This is a genomic window from Pseudomonas sp. CDFA 610 (genome assembly GCF_021147865.1).
Taxonomy (GTDB): domain Bacteria; phylum Pseudomonadota; class Gammaproteobacteria; order Pseudomonadales; family Pseudomonadaceae; genus Aquipseudomonas; species Aquipseudomonas alliivorans.
Genome location: NZ_JAGTPM010000003.1, coordinates 122,839 through 142,715, shown reverse-complemented (window position 1 = coordinate 142,715; position 19,877 = coordinate 122,839). Strand labels below are relative to the sequence as shown.

Sequence of the window (19,877 nt, the reverse complement as noted above, 5' to 3'; positions counted from 1 at the left end):
GGTGGCGTGACATTCGGGCGCATGGAATGCTGCCGTTTTGGGTGATCAACGTCCCAGTTTAGGCTAGAATACGCGGCCTCAAAGCACACCCCCTTCCCGAGGCTGTCCCGAAGATGTTGATCCTGCGCGGTGCTCCTGCCCTTTCTGCCTTCCGCCACAGCAAATTACTAGAACAACTGAAACAAAAAGTTTCAGCTGTCAGTGGCTTGTACGCTGAATTCGCTCACTTCGCCGACGTCACTGACGCTCTGTCCAGCGAAGAACAGCAGGTTCTCGACCGTCTCCTGAAATACGGCCCAAGCGTGCCGGTTCAAGAGCCGAGTGGCCGTCTGTTTCTGGTGTTGCCACGGTTTGGCACCATTTCGCCATGGTCGAGCAAGGCCAGCGATATCGCTCGCAACTGCGGCCTGGCGAAGATTCAGCGCATCGAGCGCGGGATTGCCTTTTATGTAGAAGGCCAGTTCAGCGAGGCCGAGGCTCAGTCCATCGCTGACAGCCTGCACGACCGTATGACTCAACTGGTTCTGGGCGACCATGAACAGGCTGCCGGTCTGTTCAGCCATGCTCAGCCCAAGCCGTTGACGGCCATTGATATCCTGGGTGGCGGTCGCGCTGCGCTGGAGAAGGCCAACGTCGAACTGGGTCTGGCCCTGGCCGAGGACGAAATCGACTATCTGGTCACCAGCTTCAACGGGTTGGGTCGCAACCCGCATGACATCGAACTGATGATGTTCGCCCAGGCCAACTCCGAGCACTGCCGCCACAAGATTTTCAACGCCAGTTGGGACATCGACGGCCAGAGCCAGGAAAAAAGCCTGTTCGGCATGATCAAAAATACCTATCAGATGCACAGCGAAGGCGTCCTGTCTGCTTATAAGGACAACGCTTCGGTGATCGTCGGCAACGTCGCCGGTCGTTTCTTCCCGGATCCGGAAACCCGCCAGTACGGCGCGGTGCAGGAGCCGGTGCACATTTTGATGAAGGTCGAAACGCACAACCACCCGACCGCGATTGCTCCGTTCCCTGGCGCATCGACCGGTTCCGGCGGCGAGATCCGCGACGAAGGTGCAACCGGTCGCGGCGCCAAGCCAAAGGCTGGCCTCACGGGTTTCACCGTTTCCAACCTGCAGATTCCGGGCTTCGTGCAACCCTGGGAGAAGCCTTACGGCAAACCCGAGCGCATCGTGACCGCGCTGGACATCATGATTGAAGGCCCGCTGGGTGGCGCGGCGTTCAACAACGAATTCGGCCGTCCGGCGCTGACCGGTTACTTCCGTACCTTCGAGCAATCCATCACCACACCGCACGGTGATGAAGTCCGCGGTTACCACAAGCCGATCATGCTGGCTGGCGGTATGGGCAACATTCGCGAAGACCATGTCCAGAAGGGCGAGATCACGGTCGGTTCCAAGCTGATCGTGCTGGGCGGTCCGGCCATGCTGATCGGTCTGGGCGGCGGTGCTGCTTCATCGATGGCGACCGGCACCAGTTCTGCCGATCTGGATTTTGCTTCGGTTCAGCGTGAAAACCCTGAAATGGAGCGTCGTTGCCAAGAGGTCATCGACCGTTGCTGGCAGTTGGGTGACCGTAACCCGATCAGCTTCATCCATGACGTGGGTGCCGGTGGTCTTTCCAACGCCTTCCCTGAGCTGGTCAACGATGGCGGTCGTGGCGGTCGTTTCGAACTGCGCAACGTGCCAAACGACGAGCCGGGCATGGCCCCGCTGGAAATCTGGAGCAACGAATCCCAGGAGCGTTACGTTCTGGCCGTCGGCGTTGAAGACTTCGAACGCTTCAAGGCGATCTGCGAGCGCGAGCGCTGCCCGTTCGCCGTGGTGGGCGAAGCGACTGCCGAGCCACAACTGACCGTGACCGACAGCCATTTCGGCAACAACCCGGTGGACATGCCGCTGGAAGTGTTGCTGGGCAAGGCCCCGCGCATGCACCGTTCGGTCGAGCGTGAAGCCGAGATGGGCGACGATTTCGACCCGAGCACGCTGGATATCGAAGAAAGCGTTCAGCGCGTTCTGCGTCATCCGGCGGTTGCCAGCAAGAGCTTTTTGATCACCATCGGCGACCGCAGCATCACAGGCCTTGTGGCTCGCGATCAGATGGTTGGTCCGTGGCAGGTTCCTGTCGCTGACTGCGCTGTGACCGCCACCAGCTTCGACGTCAACACCGGCGAAGCGATGGCTATGGGCGAGCGGACTCCGCTGGCCTTGCTGGATGCTCCGGCATCGGGCCGCATGGCCATCGGCGAAACCCTGACCAACATCGCTGCCTCGCGCATCGAGAAGCTGTCCGACATCAAGCTGTCGGCCAACTGGATGTCGGCGGCCGGTCACCCTGGCGAAGACGCACGTTTGTACGACACCGTGAAAGCGGTGGGTATGGAGCTGTGCCCCGAGCTGGGCCTGACCATTCCGGTGGGCAAGGACTCCATGTCCATGAAGACCCGCTGGAGCGACGACAGCGAAGAGAAGAGTGTGACTTCGCCGTTGTCGCTGATCGTGACCGGCTTCGCGCCTGTGGTGGATATTCGCAAGACCCTGACTCCAGAGCTGCGCATGGACAAGGGCATAACCGATCTGATCCTGATCGATCTGGGTCGCGGTCAGAACCGTATGGGCGCTTCCATTCTTGCCCAGACTCACGGCAAGCTGGGCCGCCTGGCCCCGGACGTCGATGACGCTGAAGACCTCAAAGCGTTCTTCGCCGTGGTTCAGGGTCTGAATGCCGACGGCCACATCCTGTCCTACCACGACCGTTCCGACGGTGGCCTGTTGGTCAGCACTCTGGAAATGGCCTTTGCCGGTCATTGCGGCCTGAAACTGCACCTTGACGGTCTGGCTGACAACGCTTCCGAACTGAACGAGATTCTGTTCAACGAAGAGCTGGGGGCAGTCATCCAGGTTCGTCAGGACGCCACGCCGCTGGTGCTGGCTCAGTTCAGCGCGGCCGGTCTGGCAGATTGCGTGTCGGTCATCGGCCAGCCGGTGAACAACGATGAAGTCGTCATCAGCTTCGCGGGCGAGCCGGTATTCACGGGGCAGCGCCGTCTGCTGCAGCGTCAGTGGGCCGAGACCAGCTACCAGATCCAGCGCCTTCGCGACAACGCCGAATGCGCCGATCAGGAATTCGACGCACTGCTGGAAGAAGATAATCCAGGCCTGACCGTCAAGCTGGGCTTCGACGTCAACGATGACATCGCTGCGCCTTACATCAAGACCGGTGTGCGTCCTCAGGTGGCTGTGCTGCGTGAGCAAGGCGTCAATGGTCAGGTCGAAATGGCCGCTGCGTTCGATCGCGCAGGCTTCAATGCCATCGATGTGCACATGAGCGACATCCTGGCCGGTCGTGTCGATCTGAACGACTTCAAGGGCATGGTTGCCTGTGGTGGCTTCTCTTACGGTGACGTACTGGGTGCCGGTGAGGGCTGGGCCAAGTCGGCGCTGTTCAACAGCCGCGCCCGCGATGCGTTCCAGAGCTTCTTTGAGCGTACCGACAGCTTCACCCTGGGCGTGTGCAACGGTTGTCAGATGCTGTCCAACCTGCATGAACTGATTCCGGGCAGCGAGTTCTGGCCGCACTTCGTCCGTAACCGCTCCGAGCAGTTCGAAGCACGCGTTGCGATGGTACAGATCCAGGAATCGCCGTCGATCTTCCTGCAGGGGATGGCCGGTTCGCGCATGCCGATCGCCATCGCTCACGGCGAAGGCCACGCGGAATTCCGCAATGCTGACGCACTGCTGGAAGCTGATGTGTCCGGAACGGTCGCGCTGCGTTTCGTGGACAACCATGGCAAGGTCACCGAAACCTACCCGGCCAACCCGAACGGTTCGCCGCGTGGTATCGGTGGTCTGACCACCCTCGACGGACGCGTCACCATCATGATGCCGCACCCTGAGCGTGTGTTCCGCGCCGTGCAGAACTCGTGGCGTCCTGAGGACTGGAACGAAGATGGCGCGTGGATGCGCATGTTCCGTAACGCCCGCGCCTGGGTCAACTGAGGCGGGCTGGCGGAACATGTACAAGCTTGCCTTTTTTGTTCCGCCGAGCCATGTGGACGAGGTCAAGAGCGCCGTATTCGCTGCGGGTGCAGGGCGAATCGGCGCTTATGACCAGTGCTGCTGGCAAGTGCTCGGCCACGGTCAATTCCGCCCGCTGGATGGCAGTCAGCCATTTATCGGGCAGGGCGGCGTGGTTGAACAGGTGCAGGAGTGGAAGGTCGAACTGGTTGTGGCCGATGAGCTGATTCAGCAGGCAGTGGTGGCGCTCAAGCAGAGCCACCCTTATGAAACGCCAGCTTATGAAGTATGGCGGCTGGAAGATTTCTAGGTTCTGTCGCTGAAATACCTGTGTGTCAGCCCGAATGGGACGCTCCGCGTCCTATTTTAGGTAACAGCGAGCCTGGCTGGTCTGACTCTGTCTGGCTTGATTAAGGCCTTATCTCGATCATCGTTCCGTCTTTCACCAGATCCCATATCTCGCGCATGTCGTTGTTCTTCAGCGCGATACAGCCGTTGGTCCAGTCCAGGGTGTGGAAATACCATTCCGGGTACTCTTCATCCACCGGCGTGCCGTGAATCATGATCATGCTGCCCGGTTTCACGCCTTCGCGACGTGCACGTGCCGAGTCCGAAATGTTCGGGTAGGAGATGTGCATCGAGAGGTTATAGTTGCCGCTTGGTTGACGCCAGTCGAGCCAGTAGAAACCCTCGGGCGTTCGCTGGTCGCCTTCCTGAAGTTTGGTGCCCTTGGGGTTCTTGCCCAGCGATATGCGATAGGTCTTGAGTGCTTCACCGCCACTGATCAGTTGCAACTGACGCACTGACTTGAGCACCAGCACCTTGTCGATTTTCTTGTCGGCAATGCTTTCGGTGTTGATCACCTTATTGTTGATGATCTTCTGTTCGCTGCCCTTGGGCACGATGGTCTGAGTGAAAGCAGCCTGGGACAGCGGGACGAACAACATGCAGACGAAAGCGAGCAACCAGCGCATTACCATTTCCCTGAGGGCTCAAGAGAGCCAATCTCGATTGCGAAGCCGAATTAAGAAACCTGCATTGGACGTGACGGGGGGAGGGCACTGGTATGAACCGGGTAAACCTGCCGACGCCGATCCGCGAAGAAGCATTCTAGGGTACGCCTGACCGTCATGAAAGCCAGGTCTTGCCAGGGAATGTCGGCTTCTTCGAATAATTGCACTTCAAGGCTCTCGATGCCGGCAGCGAAGTCCTCGGTTGCCATCTCTGCGCGGTAGAACACATGCACCTGATTGATGTGTGGCACATCAATCACTGAGTACAAATACAGCTCCCGCAGGGTCGCACACGCTTCTTCGACCGTTTCGCGCCGTGCGGCCTGTTCGATGGTCTCGCCGTTCTCCATGAACCCTGCCGGCAATGTCCAGAAACCCAGGCGCGGCTCGATGGCGCGACGGCACAGCAATACCTTGTTGCCCAGGGTCACCAGGCAGCCCGCGACGATGTTGGGGTTCTGATAATGAATGGTGTGGCAATGCTCGCAGACATACCGCAGGCGGCTGTCGCCTTCGGGGATGCGCTGGATGACGGAGTTGCCGCACTGGCTGCAAAATTTCATGGTGTCGGTCGATAGTGAATGCAGGCGCTATCTTGGCTTGTCCCGCCGCCCATGAGCAAGCGTCTATGTGGGGCGACTTGTCCTACAAGGGCTTGGGCACTTCGCTGCTTTGGTGCATAGTGCCAGGTAAGCAACAGATCGAGATTTGCCATGCTGGATGAGCTACTTCGCCGTGTAGTCAGTCATACGCCGGACACCCTTGAGACGGATCGCTTCTTTCCCGAGGCTGCAGTGCTGGTGCCTGTCACCCGCAGTGACGAGCCGGAGTTGATCCTGACTCTGCGCGCCAGCGGGCTTTCGACCCACGGTGGCGAGGTCGCATTTCCCGGTGGACGGCGCGATCCCGAAGACCCGGACCTGATTTTCACGGCGTTGCGCGAGGCAGAAGAAGAGATCGGCCTGCCGCCCGGTCTGGTGGAAATCGTCGGGCCATTGAGCCCGCTGATCTCCAAGCACGGCATCAAGGTCACACCTTACGTAGGGGTGATTCCCGATTTCGTCGAGTACCGGCCCAATGATGGTGAAATCGCCGCTGTCTTCAGCGTACCGCTGGAGTTCTTCCGTCAGGACACCCGCGAACATACGCACCGAATCGACTACGAAGGGCGCAGTTGGTACGTCCCCAGCTATCGTTATGGCGAGTACAAGATCTGGGGGCTGACCGCGATCATGATCGTCGAGCTGGTCAATGTGATGTACGGCACGCAGATCAGCCTGCATCATCCGCCCGAGCGCTCCACTACCTGAACGGTGTGTCATCCATAAAGAGTCATGCCCAAGAGCGTGACCAGCCTGAGGAAACCGCATGAAATACCGACTGGGAGAGTCTCGCGTCCAGATCGATCCGCAAAGCTGGGTCGCGCCCAATGCGGTGCTGATCGGCAAGGTCAGGCTGCAGGCCGGTGCCAGCGTGTGGTTCAACGCCGTACTGCGCGGCGACAACGAGCTGATTCATATCGGCGAGAACAGCAACGTGCAGGATGGCACGGTGATGCACACCGACATGGGTTCGCCGCTGACCATCGGCAAGGGCGTGACCATTGGCCATAACGCGATGCTGCACGGCTGCAGCGTTGACGATTACAGCCTGATCGGTATCAACGCGGTCATCCTCAACGGGGCAAAAATCGGAAAATACTGCATCATCGGCGCCAATTCGCTGATCGGCGAGGGTAAGGTCATTCCCGATGGTTCGCTGGTAATGGGCTCGCCGGGTAAAATCGTCCGCGAATTGACCGATGTGCAGATGAAGATGCTCGAAGCCAGCGCCGCCCATTACGTCCACAACGCCCAACGCTACGCCCGCGACCTGGCGGTGCAGGAAGATTGATGAGCACTGAATCGATAGTCGAGAAGCCGGTCCGTTCACCCTGCGTCAGCATCTGCGCGCTGGACGAAGACGATATCTGCACCGGCTGCCAGCGCACCGTCAGCGAAATCACCCGCTGGAGTCGCATGAGCAATGACGAGCGTCGTGTCGTGCTGGGTCTGTGTGACGACCGCGCCAGGGCCAGCGGGATGATGTGGACGCTGGGTGGCAAGGGCTGAGGGCCTGGCAAGGAACGAGGAGCAGCCCGTAACCATTCCCACCGCTGCGTCCGCGGCTGCTAACATTGGCCCCCATTTTTTTAGGCAGCAGTACCGCCATGCTTTTTCTGATTGCCTACATCGGCAGCGTCGTGCTGATCAACTTCGCGTTTTCCAGCGCTCCGCATCTGGACATTATCTGGTCGGCCTGGGGCGGGCTGGTGTTCGTGCTGCGCGACATGGTGCAGATCCGGTTCGGCCATGGCGCGATTCTCGCCATGCTGGCGGCACTGGTGCTTTCCTATGTCACCAGCGATCCGACCATTGCCTTGGCCAGTGCCACGGCATTTGCGGTATCGGAGTGCATCGACTGGCTGGTGTTCAGCATCACCAGGCGACCCTTGCGTGACCGTCTGTGGATCAGCTCGGCGCTGAGCATTCCGCTGGACACCTTTATCTTCTTCGGCATGATCGATGCCCTGACAACGCCAGTGATTCTGACCGCGCTGCTCTCCAAGTTTGCCGGGGTGACGGCCGTCTGGATGATCATGGCCTGGCGGGCGCGCAACAACGCCTGTCCGGGTTGAGCCCCCATTCGCAAGGGCTTCATGGTAAATTGCGCGCCTTTCTCCACAGCGGTCGCTCGCACACGGCGGGCTGCCCTCGATATCTGCTCCACGAGGACCTGAGATGACTCAAATCGGAACTCCACTGTCGCCTACCGCGACGCGCGTACTGTTCTGCGGCAGCGGCGAGCTGGGCAAGGAAGTCGTGATCGAGCTGCAACGCTTGGGCGTCGAAGTGATCGCGGTCGACCGCTATGCCAACGCGCCGGCCATGCAAGTCGCGCACCGCAGCCACGTGGTCAATATGCTCGACGGCGCAGCGCTGCGCGCAGTGATCGAGGCCGAGAAGCCGCATTTCATCGTTCCGGAAATCGAGGCCATTGCCACCGATACGCTGGTCGAGCTGGAAGCCGAAGGTTTCACCGTCATCCCGACCGCTCGTGCTGCGCAGCTGACCATGAACCGCGAAGGCATTCGTCGCCTGGCCGCTGAAGAGTTGAAGCTGCCCACTTCCCCTTACCACTTTGCCGACACCTTCGAGGCCTACAGCAAGGCGGTAGAGGATCTGGGCTTCCCATGTGTGGTAAAGCCGGTCATGAGTTCGTCGGGCAAAGGCCAGAGCCTGCTCAAAAGCGTTGACGACGTTCAGAAGGCGTGGGATTACGCACAGGAAGGCGGGCGTGCCGGTAAAGGCCGCGTGATCGTCGAGGGGTTCATCGACTTCGATTACGAAATCACCCTGCTGACCGTGCGCCATGTGGGCGGCACCACGTTCTGTGCGCCGGTCGGCCACCGTCAGGAGAAGGGCGATTACCAGGAATCCTGGCAGCCACAGGCCATGAGCCCGGCAGCGCTGGACGAGTCCGAGCGGGTGGCCAAGGCTGTGACCGAGGCTCTGGGCGGTCGCGGCATCTTCGGTGTCGAACTGTTCATCAAGGGTGATCAGGTGTGGTTCAGCGAAGTGTCGCCGCGTCCGCATGACACCGGTCTGGTGACACTGATTTCCCAGGACCTGTCGCAGTTCGCCTTGCACGCCCGCGCCATCCTGGGCCTGCCGATTCCGTTGATCCGTCAGTTCGGCCCTTCGGCCTCCGCAGTGATTCTGGTTGAAGGCCAGTCGACGCAGACCGCGTTTTCCAACCTCGGTGCTGCACTGGCCGAGCCGGATACAGCCTTGCGTCTGTTCGGCAAGCCGGAAGTCAATGGTCAGCGCCGCATGGGCGTAGCGCTTGCGCGTGACGAGTCCATCGAGGCCGCTCGCGCCAAGGCCACCCGCGCATCGCAGGCGGTCAAAGTCGAGTTGTAACATTGTCCCTGATCGTGCCCATGGGCACGATCAGGGTTGATTGTGAATGTGTTCAACCCACCCGATTCAAGTCCTCATGGCGTGTCTCCTTAAGGCACAGCACTGCCAGCACGCTGATCAGCGCTGCTGCCGAAACATACCCGCCCACCCAGCTCAGTCCGCCCATGGCCACCAGTTTCTGTGCGAAGAAAGGTGCAACCGAAGCCCCGACGATTCCGCCCAGGTTGTAGGCCGCCGACGCGCCTGTATAACGCACTTGCGTCGGAAACAGCTCCGGTAGCAGCGCGCCCATCGGTGCGAAGGTGATACCCATCAGGAACAGCTCGACGCACAGGAATAACGCCACGCCCCATGTGGTGCCGTGGGTCAGAAGCGGTTCCATGGCAAAGCCCGACAGAATTGCCAGCACACCACCGACCAGCAGAACCGGTTTGCGTCCGAAACGGTCGCTGGCCAGCGCGGCCAGAGGGGTGGCGGCAGCCATGAACAACACTGCAAAGCACAGCAGTCCCAGAAAGGTCTCCCGGGTATAACCGAGTGTCGAGACGCCGTAACTCAGCGAAAACACGGTCGAGATATAGAACAGTGCATAGCACACCACCATTGAGGCGGCACCCAGCAGCACGGGCCTCCAGTGATCGCGGAATGTTTCCACGATGGGCATTCCGACTCGCTTGTGGCTCGCCATGGCCTCGGCAAAGACGGGGGTTTCTTCCAGCTTCAGGCGTACGTACAGGCCGACCATGACCAGCAAGGCGCTGAGCAGAAACGGAATCCGCCAGCCCCAGGCACGGAACTGCTCGTCGCTCAGGGTCATGGCCAGCGTCAGGAACAGGCCGTTGGCGGCAAGAAAGCCGATCGAAGGGCCCAGTTGCGGAAACATACCGAACCAGGCGCGCTTGCCCTTTGGGGCGTTTTCCGTCGCCAGTAGCGCCGCGCCGCCCCATTCGCCCCCCAGACCGAGCCCCTGACCGAAGCGCAGCACGCATAGCAGGATCGGCGCCCAGGCACCAATGGTTGCGTATCCCGGCAGTACGCCAATGAGCGTGGTGCAGATGCCCATCAGCAACAGCGACGCGACCAGTGTCGATTTACGGCCGATACGGTCACCAAAGTGGCCGAACAGTGCCGAGCCCAGCGGGCGTGCGAGGAAAGCGATGCCGAAGGTCAGAAATGACGACAGCATCTGTGCGGTGCCGGACGTCTGAGGAAAGAAGACCGGGCCGATTACCAGTGCGGCGGCCGTGGCATAGACGTAGAAATCATAGAACTCGATGGCGGTGCCGATGAAGCTGGCCGTGGCGACGCGAGTCGCAGAGTTGGCAGGTGGCGCTGCCGCGGTGTCTTCGTGAGCGGCTGAGGTGCTGGTCATGCAGTTATCCCTGACGGTCATCTTGCCTGTCGACACGGCATGCGCGGCGGCAAGTCTTCGTTGTTGTGATTGTTACGTCATTATGGCGCAGCGCTGAGCAGCGTAGCCCGGTTGGGCGGGAGGGCAATGGCCGCGCTCATGGGTAAGGGCGCGGGCCAGAGAAATTGAAGTGTTCAGGCTACAGGCTGATCGTCTGACGTGCGGGTAGCACAACGACTGCCGGGCTGGATAAGCGTCTCGATTATAGGAAGCGGACCGGATTTGAAACAAGTGTTTGCACGGCGCTGAATCGTTCTTTACTTGAACACCAGGCTCGGCGCGTTCTGCCACATGGCCACGCGCGTGACACGGTTGTCTTCGGTTTCCAGAATTTCCAGCCGGTACGGGCCTATCTTCAGGCAGACCGGTGCTTCGGGAATGGTTTCCAGCGCCTCGGTGACCAGTCCGTTCAGGGTTTTCGGGCCGTCGGATGGCAAGTGCCAGCCCAGGCTCTTGTTCAAATCGCGAATGGAGGCGGCGCCTTCCACTTCCAGTCGGCCGTCTTCCTGGCGTTTGATGTGCGGATTGTCCAGGGTCTGCTCGCTTTCGAACTCGCCGACGATTTCCTCAAGAATATCCTCGAGCGTGACGATGCCCAGCACTTCGCCATATTCATCGACCACTACGCCCAGACGGCGCTGCTGCTTGTGGAAATTGAGCAGCTGCAACTGCAGCGGGGTACTTTCCGGGACGAAGTACGGCTCATAGCAAACCGACAAAAGCTGTTCCTTGGTCAGTGCGCCCTTGGGTAGCAAGTGGCTGATGTCGCGGGTGTTGATAATGCCCTGCACCTGATTGATGTCATTGTGAAACACCGGCAGGCGGGTGTGGCGGGATATGATCAGACGCTCGATGATCAGCTCGATGGTGTCATCAAGGTTGACGCCGTCCACTTCGCTGCGCGGAATCAGGATGTCATTCACAGTGATGCTGTTCAGCGCATGAATGCCCGACAGCACGTTTGCGCGTGGGTAATGCTCCTGAACGCCATCGTGATGAGGGGTTTGCTGTGCTTCTTCGTCGAACTCCCGGCCAGGATCCTGCACGTTGCCTTTGAGAACCGGGCGCAGCAGGGTTTTCACGAGGGTGTTGAACACCCAGGTCACGGGTCGGACGATCATCATCGGCAGGCGCAGCAAGCCGTTGCCCAAATGCAGTGTCGAAACGGGATAGCGGCTGGCCAGACGACGCGGCATGTATTCGCCAAACACCAGCATCACGCCAGCGGTGCCCAGCCAGGCAACGGTCGGACCGTTGTAGAACCAGTAATCGGCGGCAATCAGCGTTGCGATCACGGTGATCAGTACCCTGATCAGCGTGTTGCAGAGAATCAGGCTATTGAGGTTAAAGGCCAGCTCGGGCAACGTCGAGTCGCCGGGACGGCTGCCTGCGCGCATTATCTTTAATTGCTGGTGGGCGTTTTCCACTGCGGTGAACAGGCCGGACCAGAGTATCAATAGCGCCAGAACGCCGAGCAGCGGGGCGATGGGCAGGTTATCCATGATCGTCGCCCGTCAGATATGCAGAATGAATTCGCGTACCAGCTTGCTGCCGAAATAGGCCAGCATCAGCAGGCAGAAGCCACCCAGCGTCCAGCGGATGGCCTTGTGTCCACGCCATCCGAGGCGGTTACGGCCCCACAGCAGTACGCTGAATACGATCCAGGCCAGACAGGCCAGCAGAGTCTTGTGCGCCAGATGCTGAGCGAACAGGTTTTCGACGAATACCCAGCCGGAAATCAGCGACAGCGACAGCAGTATCCAGCCTGCCCACAGAAAACCGAACAGCAGGCTTTCCATCGTCTGCAAGGGCGGGAAGTTCTTGATCAGACCCAGTGGGTGCTTGTGCTTGAGCTGGTAGTCCTGCACCAGCAGCAACAAGGATTGAAACGCTGCAATGGTGAGCATGCCGTAGGCGAGCAGCGACAGCAGAATGTGGCTGAGAATGCCGGGTTCTTCCTCGATCGGTTGCACCGTGCCACTGGGCGCGAACTGCGCCAGCAGAGCAGTGATCATCCCGAGAGGGAACAGCAGGACGAGCAAGTTTTCCACCGGTATGCGGGTGGTGGCGATCAGGGTCACGACGATCACCGACGCCGCAATCAGGCTGGCCGAGTTGAAGAAGTCCAGACCAAGGCCGGCCGGGCGCGCCAGTTGCGAGAACAGGCCGATGGCATGGGCGATCACGGCAAGCGTGCCGAGCAGATACAGCAGGCGCTTGTCAGGCCTGATGCTCTGGCTCAGACGAAGGCCCTGATAGACGGTCGCAGCGGCGTAAAGAATGGCGGCGGCGAGGCTGGGGAGCAGGCTGGGTGGCAAAGGGGACATAGATCCTGATGGACGGGCCTGAAAAGACGCTGAGTTTGGCATAGAACCGACAAATCACGAAAGACCACAGAAGCAGTCTGCGTGGTGTCCGTGCAGCGGAGTCTTCGCTATAATCCGCCACCTGCTCAAGCCGCAGGCTCGCCGAGCGCCATTTCTGCATCACGGGCCGGGCCGCATCAACCGGGGTTCGACGAGAGCCTGAAAGGATCGCCCATGTTTGAAAATCTGACAGACCGCCTCTCGCAGACGCTTCGCCACGTAACTGGCAAGGCCAAGCTGAACGAGGACAATATCAAGGACACCCTGCGCGAAGTGCGTATGGCCTTGCTCGAAGCCGACGTCGCGCTGCCGGTGGTGAAGGACTTCGTCAATAACGTCAAGGAACGTGCGGTCGGCACCGAGGTGTCGCGCAGCCTGACGCCGGGCCAGGCGTTTGTGAAGATCGTCCAGGCCGAACTCGAAAGCCTGATGGGCGCTGCCAACGAAGACCTGGTGCTCAACGTCACGCCGCCAGCCGTCGTACTGATGGCCGGTCTGCAGGGCGCGGGTAAAACCACGACTGCCGGCAAGCTGGCGCGCTTCCTCAAGGAGCGCAAGAAGAAAACCGTGATGGTGGTCTCGGTCGACGTTTACCGTCCCGCCGCCATCAAGCAGCTTGAAACCCTGGCCAATGATATCGGCGTGACGTTCTTTGCGTCGGACATCAGCCAGAAGCCTGTGGACATCGCCCAGGCTGCCATTAAAGAAGCCAAACTCAAATTCATCGATGTGGTCATCGTCGATACCGCCGGTCGTCTGCACATCGACGCCGAGATGATGGGCGAGATCCAGTCGCTGCATGCCGCGGTCAAGCCGGCCGAGACGCTGTTCGTCGTCGACGCCATGACCGGTCAGGATGCTGCCAACACCGCCAAGGCCTTTGGCGATGCGCTGCCATTGACCGGCGTGATCCTGACCAAGGTCGACGGCGATGCACGTGGCGGCGCCGCGTTGTCGGTGCGGGCCATTACCGGCAAGCCGATCAAGTTCATCGGTATGGGCGAGAAGAGCGACGCGCTCGAGCCGTTCCACCCGGATCGTATCGCCTCGCGAATCCTCGGTATGGGCGACGTGCTCAGCCTGATCGAGCAGGCCGAACAGACCCTGGACAAGGACAAGGCCGACAAACTGGCCAAGAAGCTGAAGAAGGGGAAGGGCTTCGATCTCGAAGATTTCCGCGATCAGCTGCAGCAGATGAAGAATATGGGCGGCCTTGGCGGCCTGATGGACAAGCTGCCAAGCATTGGCGGGGTCAACCTGTCGCAGATGGGCAACGCTCAGGGCGCAGCCGAGAAACAGTTCAAGCAGATGGAAGCCATCATCAACTCGATGACCCCGGCCGAGCGCCGTGATCCTGATCTGATCAGCGGCTCGCGCAAGCGTCGCATTTCGATGGGGTCCGGCACCCAGGTTCAGGACATCGGGCGTCTGATCAAGCAGCACAAACAGATGCAGAAGATGATGAAGAAATTCTCCGCCAAGGGCGGAATGGCGAAAATGATGCGCGGCATGGGTGGAATGTTCCCCGGCGGCGGCATGCCAAAGATGTGATTGTGTCGCGCGCGTAGTGTCTTGCGCGCGTCCCGCATGGGGGGTGACCCCCGCTCAGCCCGCGTATTGCGGGCTTCTACCTGCTGTCACAACGACAGCGCTCCAGCAAATCTGGACGGCACGCCTATAGGCGCCGGAAAAAGACATTTGCAAAAGTCGGGATATTCCTTAGAATATGCGGCCTTTCGGGCACCTATGCCCGCTGTGCATCTTAGATTTGCAGCACCGACTACAGGAACGATGTTCAATGCTAACCATCCGTCTTGCCCTTGGCGGCTCCAAAAAGCGCCCGTTTTACCACTTGACCGTAACCGACAGCCGCAACGCTCGTGACGGTTCCCACAAGGAACAGGTTGGTTTCTTCAACCCGGTTGCCCGTGGTCAGGAAATCCGTTTGTCCGTTAACGAAGAACGCGTCAACTACTGGTTGAGCGTGGGTGCACAAACTTCCGAGCGCGTTGCACAGCTGCTCAAAGAGCACAACAAGGCAAAGGCCGCGGCCTGAGTCTTATGAACGCGACGCCTGCACCTGCCGACGATCTGATCGTCATTGGCAAGATTTACTCAGTTCATGGCGTTCGCGGCGAAGTGAAGGTTTTTTCCTTTACTGATCCGATTGGAAACCTGTTGGACTACAAAACCTGGACGCTTCGGCGCGAAGGCAGCGTTGAGAAGCAGGTTGAGCTGGTCAGCGGACGCTTACAAAGCAAGTTTCTGGTCGCAAGGCTCAAGGGTCTCGATGATCGCGAAGAAGCCCGTCTTCTTTCCGGTTACGAAATCTGCGTGCCGCGTAACCTGTTCCCTGATCTGGACGATGGCGAGTACTACTGGTACCAGCTTGAAGGCCTGAAGGTCATTGACCAACTTGGGCAATTGCTCGGGAAAATCGATCACCTGCTCGAAACCGGTTCGAACGATGTAATGGTTGTAAAGCCCTGCGCGGGCAGCCTGGATGATCGTGAACGCCTGTTGCCCTATACGGAGCAATGCGTGTTGGCAGTCGACCTGGGTGCTGGCGAGATGAAGGTGGATTGGGATGCGGACTTCTGAGTGCCATGGCTAGCCTACGCATAGAAGTCATCAGTCTGTTTCCCGAGATGTTTTCCGCCATCAGCGAATACGGCATTACCAGCCGTGCGGTGAAACAGGGGCTATTGCAGCTTACCTGTTGGAATCCGCGGGATTACACCACTGATCGCCATCACACTGTGGATGATCGCCCATTTGGCGGTGGTCCGGGCATGGTGATGAAGATCAAGCCCCTTGAAGATGCTCTGGTTCAGGCCAGGCAAGCGGCAGGGGATGCGGCGAAGGTGATTTACCTGTCGCCACAAGGCCGCAAGCTGGATCAGTCTGCGGTACGCGAACTGGCGCAAGAGGAAGCGATTATCCTCATCGCCGGTCGTTATGAAGGCATTGACGAGCGCTTTATTGAGGCTCATGTCGATGAAGAGTGGTCGATTGGTGACTATGTTCTTTCCGGTGGCGAGCTGCCGGCGATGGTCCTGATTGACGCGGTTACGCGGCTGCTGCCTGGAGCTTTAGGGCATGTGGACTCCGCGGAGGAAGATTCCTTCACGGACGGTCTGCTGGATTGCCCGCATTACACCCGACCTGAGGTGTATGCGGATCAGCGTGTTCCCGACGTGTTGCTAAGTGGCAATCACGCGCACATCCGGCGTTGGCGTTTACAGCAGTCCCTTGGGCGGACCTATGAACGACGCGCTGATCTTCTGGAAAGCCGCTCGCTTTCTGGAGAAGAGAAGAAGCTGCTGGCGGAATACATCCGCGAGCGGGACGATAGTTAACGTATCGATGGTCGATCCAGACGGATTACCTTAGGAGCACCAGCATGACTAACAAAATCATTCTTGCCCTCGAAGCAGAGCAGATGACCAAAGAGATCCCTACCTTTGCCCCGGGCGACACCATTGTCGTTCAGGTGAAAGTGAAGGAAGGCGACCGCGCTCGTCTGCAGGCCTTTGAAGGCGTTGTAATTGCCAAGCGTAACCGTGGCGTGAACAGTGCTTTCACTGTTCGTAAAATCTCCAACGGTGTTGGCGTTGAGCGTACTTTCCAGACCTACAGCCCGCAAATCGACAGCATGGCTGTGAAACGTCGCGGTGACGTTCGCAAGGCCAAACTGTACTACCTGCGTGACCTGTCCGGTAAAGCAGCTCGCATCAAGGAAAAACTGTCCTGATACAGTTTTTCGATGCATGAAAAAAGCAGCCTTCGGGCTGCTTTTTTATTGTCTGGTGTTTAATGATGGACCTTCTTTCTGTTGCATAAGCTTGAGTACCCATGCCTGCCATCGACCACCCGCTGATTGACCAGTTTCTCGACGCCCTTTGGCTGGAGAAAGGCCTGTCCGACAACACCCGCGACGCCTACCGCAGTGATCTGGCCCTGTTTCACGGCTGGTTGCAGGAGCGCAACGTGGATTTGGCGACTGCCGGGCGCGAGGCCATTCTCGATCATCTGGCCTGGCGGGTAGATCAAGCCTACAAGCCGCGCTCGACTGCGCGGTTTCTGTCCGGTGCACGAGGCTTCTATCGCTACCTGCTGCGCGAAAAGCTGATTGCAATAGATCCCACCCTGCAAGTCGACATGCCGCAACTGGGCAAGCCGCTGCCCAAGTCGCTGTCCGAGGCTGACGTCGAAGCGCTGCTGGCGGCGCCGGACCTGAGTGAGCCCATTGGCGAGCGGGACCGGGCGATGCTTGAGGTGCTCTATGCGTGCGGTCTGCGGGTGACCGAACTGATCAGTCTGACGCTGGAACAGGTCAATCTGCGTCAGGGCGTGCTGCGGGTGATGGGCAAGGGCAGCAAGGAGCGTCTGGTGCCGATGGGCGAGGAAGCCATCGTCTGGGTCGAACGCTACATGCGCGGTGCCCGTGACGAACTGCTGAACGGTCGTCCCAGTGATGTACTGTTTCCCAGTCAGCGTGGGGAACAGATGACGCGCCAGACGTTCTGGCATCGGATCAAGCATCAGGCCGTGGTCGCAGGCATCGATAAATCCCTCTCGCCACATACGCTGCGCCATGCATTTGCCACGCACCTGCTCAATCACGGTGCCGATCTTCGTGTCGTGCAAATGTTGCTAGGGCACAGTGATCTGTCGACGACGCAAATCTATACTCATGTGGCACGTGCCAGGCTTCAGGATCTGCATGCCCGGCATCATCCGCGGGGTTAGTTCCGGTTGCAATTTACCTGGCGTCTTGCCGTTGTCCGGGTCGGTGTTACGGGCCTTATGTGATAGGCTTTGCCGGTTTCGCAGAACCAGGCCGACCTGCTACGTTTGCGCAGTGGTCGCCCTGTCCGCCGTCGATAGGAGTTTTCATGCGCTTGCCCCAGATTTTTGCTGCCGCCGTCGTTGCACTGGCTGGTACGTTCAGCACGTTTGTCCAGGCCGATGCCGCTCCTGAGCAGGCCATTCGCAAGACCCTCGATACGCTCAAGCTGGAACTTCCGGTAGAAAGCATCGCACCCAGTCCGCTCAATGGCCTCTACGAGGTCAAGCTCAAGGGTGGTCGCGTGCTGTATGCCAGCGCCGATGGACAGTTCGTGGTTCAGGGTTACCTGTTTCAGGTCCAGAACGGCAAGCCGGTCAACCTGACCGAGAAAACCGAGCGTCTGGCGATCTCCAAGACCATCAATGCCATCCCGGCTGCCGAGATGGTGGTTTACCCGGCCGTGGGTGAAACCAAATCGCACATCACCGTGTTTACCGACACCACGTGCCCTTATTGCCACAAGCTTCATGAGGAAGTGGGCGAATTGAACAAGATGGGCGTCGAAGTGCGTTATCTCGCATTCCCGCGTCAGGGGCTGGGTTCTCCGGGTGACGAGCAACTTCAGGCCGTCTGGTGCTCCAAAGACCGCAAGGGCGCCATGGACCGTATGGTCGACGGCAAGGACATCAAGGCTGCCAAGTGCGACAACCCGGTCACCAAACAGTACGAACTGGGGCAGTCCATCGGTGTAAATGGCACGCCAGCGATCGTTCTGGCCGATGGTCAGGTCATTCCGGGCTATCAGCCCGCTGCGCAGGTCGCCAAGCTGGCGCTGGGTGCCAAGTAATACCTGACGCAGTTCTGGCTCTGCGTCGTGACACAACGGCTTTGCCGCCGTCTCGCTAAATTGTAGTCGCGTGGCGATACGCGACTGTTTTCCACAGCCGATTCAGGATCGGCTGTTTTTCGGGGAGTTCATCAGTGAAACCGGTCAAAGTAGGCATATGTGGGCTGGGTACTGTCGGTGGCGGTACTTTCAACGTACTCAAGCGTAACGCCGAGGAGATTGCCCGCCGTGCCGGGCGTGGAATCGAAGTTGCGCAAATTGCGGTTCGTACACCAAACCCTAACTGCCAGATTACCGGTACGCCTACCACCAGCGATGTGTTCGCTGTTGCCAGCAACCCTGAAATCGACATTATCATCGAGCTGATCGGCGGCTACACGGTCGCCCGCGAGCTGGTGCTCAAGGCCATCGAAAACGGCAAGCACGTGGTCACCGCCAACAAGGCGCTGATTGCCGTTCATGGCAATGAAATCTTCGCCAAGGCGCGCGAGAAAGGCGTCATCGTTGCGTTCGAAGCGGCAGTTGCCGGCGGCATTCCTGTCATCAAGGCAATCCGTGAAGGCCTCTCGGCAAACCGTATCAACTGGGTGGCCGGCATCATCAACGGCACCGGCAACTTCATCCTGACCGAAATGCGCGAGAAGGGCCGCACCTTCCCGGACGTGCTGGCTGAAGCGCAGGCGCTGGGCTATGCCGAAGCTGACCCTACATTCGACGTCGAGGGCATCGACGCCGCTCACAAGCTGACCATCCTGGCATCCATTGCATTCGGTATCCCGTTGCAGTTCGACAAGGCCTACACCGAAGGCATCACCAAACTGACCACCGCCGACGTGAATTACGCCGAAGCGCTTGGCTATCGCATCAAGCATCTGGGTGTGGCGCGCAGCACTGCGCAAGGCATCGAGTTGCGCGTGCACCCGACCCTGATCCCGGCCGACCGTCTGATCGCCAACGTCAACGGCGTGATGAATGCTGTAATGGTCAACGGTGATGCGTCCGGTTCGACGCTGTTCTACGGTGCCGGTGCCGGCATGGAGCCAACGGCTTCCTCGGTCATCGCCGACCTGGTGGATGTCGTGCGCGCCATGACCTCCGATCCTGAAAAGCGCGTACCGCATCTGGCCTTCCAGCCCGATTCGCTGTCGGCTCACCCTATCCTGCCGATCGAAGCCTGCGAAAGCGCCTATTACCTGCGCATCCAGGCCAAGGATCATCCGGGCGTTCTGGCTCAGGTGGCGAGCATCCTGTCCGAGCGCGGTATCAATATCGAGTCGATCATGCAGAAGGAAGTCGAAGAGCATGACGGGCTGGTACCGATGATCCTGCTGACGCATCGTGTGATCGAGCAGCGTATCAACGACGCCATTGAAGCGCTGGAAGCCCTGCAGGACGTAGTAGGCCCGGTGGTTCGCATCCGTGTTGAACATCTGAATTAATCAAGGCGCCGAGCCTGCG

General features: G+C 59.4%; 19 protein-coding genes and 1 pseudogene. 15 read left to right on the top strand and 5 right to left on the bottom strand.

The window, feature by feature from the left end:
- Positions 1-113 precede the first annotated feature (113 nt).
- Both purL and KDX39_RS06125 read left to right on the top strand, forming a co-directional pair.
- Positions 114-4,010 (top strand): phosphoribosylformylglycinamidine synthase, encoded by a 3,897-nt coding sequence (gene purL, locus KDX39_RS06130; RefSeq protein ID WP_231659714.1) that lies wholly within the window; start codon positions 114-116, stop codon positions 4,008-4,010.
- Between the two features lie 16 nt (positions 4,011-4,026).
- Complete coding sequence (locus KDX39_RS06125) at positions 4,027-4,338, top strand: Nif3-like dinuclear metal center hexameric protein (protein ID WP_099229642.1); 312 nt, start codon at positions 4,027-4,029, stop codon at positions 4,336-4,338.
- A gap of 100 nt (positions 4,339-4,438) precedes the next feature.
- Here the strand turns inward: KDX39_RS06125 and KDX39_RS06120 are convergent.
- A pseudogene (locus tag KDX39_RS06120) lies at positions 4,439-4,861 on the bottom strand (L,D-transpeptidase family protein); the annotation flags it as partial.
- A 191-nt stretch (positions 4,862-5,052) separates the two neighbouring features.
- Positions 5,053-5,604, bottom strand: a complete 552-nt coding sequence (locus KDX39_RS06115) for an NUDIX hydrolase (protein WP_231659713.1) — start codon at positions 5,602-5,604, stop codon at positions 5,053-5,055.
- Positions 5,605-5,754: 150 nt separating this feature from the next.
- On the opposite strand from KDX39_RS06115, the gene KDX39_RS06110 reads away from it, so the two are divergent.
- The 5 genes from KDX39_RS06110 to purT all read left to right on the top strand — a co-directional run bounded on the left by KDX39_RS06110 (position 5,755) and on the right by purT (position 9,003).
- A complete protein-coding gene (locus KDX39_RS06110) occupies positions 5,755-6,351 on the top strand; it encodes a CoA pyrophosphatase (protein ID WP_099229644.1) in 597 nt (198 codons plus the stop codon).
- A gap of 58 nt (positions 6,352-6,409) precedes the next feature.
- Entirely contained in the window at positions 6,410-6,934 is a 525-nt protein-coding gene (locus KDX39_RS06105) for a gamma carbonic anhydrase family protein (RefSeq protein WP_099229645.1), read from the top strand.
- Positions 6,934-7,152 (top strand): DUF1289 domain-containing protein, encoded by a 219-nt coding sequence (locus KDX39_RS06100; protein ID WP_099229646.1) that lies wholly within the window; start codon positions 6,934-6,936, stop codon positions 7,150-7,152. The genes KDX39_RS06105 and KDX39_RS06100 overlap by 1 nt, the downstream gene beginning before the upstream one ends.
- Before the next feature lie 98 nt (positions 7,153-7,250).
- Positions 7,251-7,718 carry a VUT family protein gene (locus KDX39_RS06095; RefSeq protein ID WP_122438476.1) on the top strand — a complete coding sequence of 156 codons (468 nt, stop codon included), beginning with the start codon at positions 7,251-7,253 and terminating at the stop codon, positions 7,716-7,718.
- A 103-nt stretch (positions 7,719-7,821) separates the two neighbouring features.
- Complete coding sequence (purT, locus tag KDX39_RS06090; protein ID WP_231659712.1) at positions 7,822-9,003, top strand: formate-dependent phosphoribosylglycinamide formyltransferase; 1,182 nt, start codon at positions 7,822-7,824, stop codon at positions 9,001-9,003.
- Positions 9,004-9,055: 52 nt separating this feature from the next.
- On the opposite strand, the gene KDX39_RS06085 is transcribed toward purT, so the two are convergent.
- The 3 genes from KDX39_RS06085 to KDX39_RS06075 form a co-directional block, all read right to left on the bottom strand.
- Entirely contained in the window at positions 9,056-10,375 is a 1,320-nt protein-coding gene (locus KDX39_RS06085) for an MFS transporter (protein ID WP_231659711.1), read from the bottom strand.
- Between the two features lie 296 nt (positions 10,376-10,671).
- Complete coding sequence (locus KDX39_RS06080; RefSeq protein WP_231659710.1) at positions 10,672-11,916, bottom strand: transporter associated domain-containing protein; 1,245 nt, start codon at positions 11,914-11,916, stop codon at positions 10,672-10,674.
- Between the two features lie 12 nt (positions 11,917-11,928).
- A complete protein-coding gene (locus KDX39_RS06075; RefSeq protein WP_099229651.1) occupies positions 11,929-12,741 on the bottom strand; it encodes a cytochrome C assembly family protein in 813 nt (270 codons plus the stop codon).
- 213 nt (positions 12,742-12,954) lie between these two features.
- On the opposite strand from KDX39_RS06075, the gene ffh reads away from it, so the two are divergent.
- The 8 genes from ffh to KDX39_RS06035 all read left to right on the top strand — a co-directional run bounded on the left by ffh (position 12,955) and on the right by KDX39_RS06035 (position 19,858).
- Positions 12,955-14,331 carry a signal recognition particle protein gene (gene ffh, locus KDX39_RS06070; protein WP_004878868.1) on the top strand — a complete coding sequence of 459 codons (1,377 nt, stop codon included), beginning with the start codon at positions 12,955-12,957 and terminating at the stop codon, positions 14,329-14,331.
- A gap of 247 nt (positions 14,332-14,578) precedes the next feature.
- Positions 14,579-14,836 carry a 30S ribosomal protein S16 gene (rpsP, locus tag KDX39_RS06065; protein ID WP_024685933.1) on the top strand — a complete coding sequence of 86 codons (258 nt, stop codon included), beginning with the start codon at positions 14,579-14,581 and terminating at the stop codon, positions 14,834-14,836.
- Between the two features lie 5 nt (positions 14,837-14,841).
- Positions 14,842-15,381, top strand: a complete 540-nt coding sequence (gene rimM, locus KDX39_RS06060; protein ID WP_069143792.1) for a ribosome maturation factor RimM — start codon at positions 14,842-14,844, stop codon at positions 15,379-15,381.
- Positions 15,382-15,386: 5 nt separating this feature from the next.
- Positions 15,387-16,139, top strand: coding sequence for a tRNA (guanosine(37)-N1)-methyltransferase TrmD (gene trmD / locus KDX39_RS06055; protein ID WP_099229652.1), 753 nt, complete (start codon positions 15,387-15,389; stop codon positions 16,137-16,139).
- Between the two features lie 44 nt (positions 16,140-16,183).
- Complete coding sequence (gene rplS / locus KDX39_RS06050; protein WP_002552524.1) at positions 16,184-16,534, top strand: 50S ribosomal protein L19; 351 nt, start codon at positions 16,184-16,186, stop codon at positions 16,532-16,534.
- A gap of 101 nt (positions 16,535-16,635) precedes the next feature.
- Positions 16,636-17,532 carry a site-specific tyrosine recombinase XerD gene (gene xerD / locus KDX39_RS06045; RefSeq protein WP_184318861.1) on the top strand — a complete coding sequence of 299 codons (897 nt, stop codon included), beginning with the start codon at positions 16,636-16,638 and terminating at the stop codon, positions 17,530-17,532.
- A gap of 146 nt (positions 17,533-17,678) precedes the next feature.
- Positions 17,679-18,419: a bifunctional protein-disulfide isomerase/oxidoreductase DsbC gene (gene dsbC, locus KDX39_RS06040; RefSeq protein WP_043303225.1), complete on the top strand. Its 741-nt coding sequence runs from the start codon at positions 17,679-17,681 to the stop codon at positions 18,417-18,419.
- 134 nt (positions 18,420-18,553) lie between these two features.
- Positions 18,554-19,858 (top strand): homoserine dehydrogenase, encoded by a 1,305-nt coding sequence (locus tag KDX39_RS06035; protein ID WP_231659709.1) that lies wholly within the window; start codon positions 18,554-18,556, stop codon positions 19,856-19,858.
- Positions 19,859-19,877 lie beyond the last annotated feature (19 nt).

Bases quoted from the DNA above. Each gene is read 5' to 3' on its own strand.
- KDX39_RS06110 (WP_099229644.1), top strand. From the start codon at position 5,755: ATGCTGGATGAGCTACTTCGCCGTGTAGTCAGTCATACGCCGGACACC.
- KDX39_RS06080 (WP_231659710.1), bottom strand. From the start codon at position 11,916: ATGGATAACCTGCCCATCGCCCCGCTGCTCGGCGTTCTGGCGCTATTG.
- purL (WP_231659714.1), top strand. From the start codon at position 114: ATGTTGATCCTGCGCGGTGCTCCTGCCCTTTCTGCCTTCCGCCACAGC.
- KDX39_RS06085 (WP_231659711.1), bottom strand. From the start codon at position 10,375: ATGACCAGCACCTCAGCCGCTCACGAAGACACCGCGGCAGCGCCACCT.
- purT (WP_231659712.1), top strand. From the start codon at position 7,822: ATGACTCAAATCGGAACTCCACTGTCGCCTACCGCGACGCGCGTACTG.
- KDX39_RS06075 (WP_099229651.1), bottom strand. From the start codon at position 12,741: ATGTCCCCTTTGCCACCCAGCCTGCTCCCCAGCCTCGCCGCCGCCATT.
- KDX39_RS06115 (WP_231659713.1), bottom strand. From the start codon at position 5,604: ATGAAATTTTGCAGCCAGTGCGGCAACTCCGTCATCCAGCGCATCCCC.
- KDX39_RS06095 (WP_122438476.1), top strand. From the start codon at position 7,251: ATGCTTTTTCTGATTGCCTACATCGGCAGCGTCGTGCTGATCAACTTC.
- KDX39_RS06125 (WP_099229642.1), top strand. From the start codon at position 4,027: ATGTACAAGCTTGCCTTTTTTGTTCCGCCGAGCCATGTGGACGAGGTC.
- ffh (WP_004878868.1), top strand. From the start codon at position 12,955: ATGTTTGAAAATCTGACAGACCGCCTCTCGCAGACGCTTCGCCACGTA.
- KDX39_RS06100 (WP_099229646.1), top strand. From the start codon at position 6,934: ATGAGCACTGAATCGATAGTCGAGAAGCCGGTCCGTTCACCCTGCGTC.
- rplS (WP_002552524.1), top strand. From the start codon at position 16,184: ATGACTAACAAAATCATTCTTGCCCTCGAAGCAGAGCAGATGACCAAA.
- rpsP (WP_024685933.1), top strand. From the start codon at position 14,579: ATGCTAACCATCCGTCTTGCCCTTGGCGGCTCCAAAAAGCGCCCGTTT.
- trmD (WP_099229652.1), top strand. From the start codon at position 15,387: ATGGCTAGCCTACGCATAGAAGTCATCAGTCTGTTTCCCGAGATGTTT.
- dsbC (WP_043303225.1), top strand. From the start codon at position 17,679: ATGCGCTTGCCCCAGATTTTTGCTGCCGCCGTCGTTGCACTGGCTGGT.
- rimM (WP_069143792.1), top strand. From the start codon at position 14,842: ATGAACGCGACGCCTGCACCTGCCGACGATCTGATCGTCATTGGCAAG.
- xerD (WP_184318861.1), top strand. From the start codon at position 16,636: ATGCCTGCCATCGACCACCCGCTGATTGACCAGTTTCTCGACGCCCTT.
- KDX39_RS06105 (WP_099229645.1), top strand. From the start codon at position 6,410: ATGAAATACCGACTGGGAGAGTCTCGCGTCCAGATCGATCCGCAAAGC.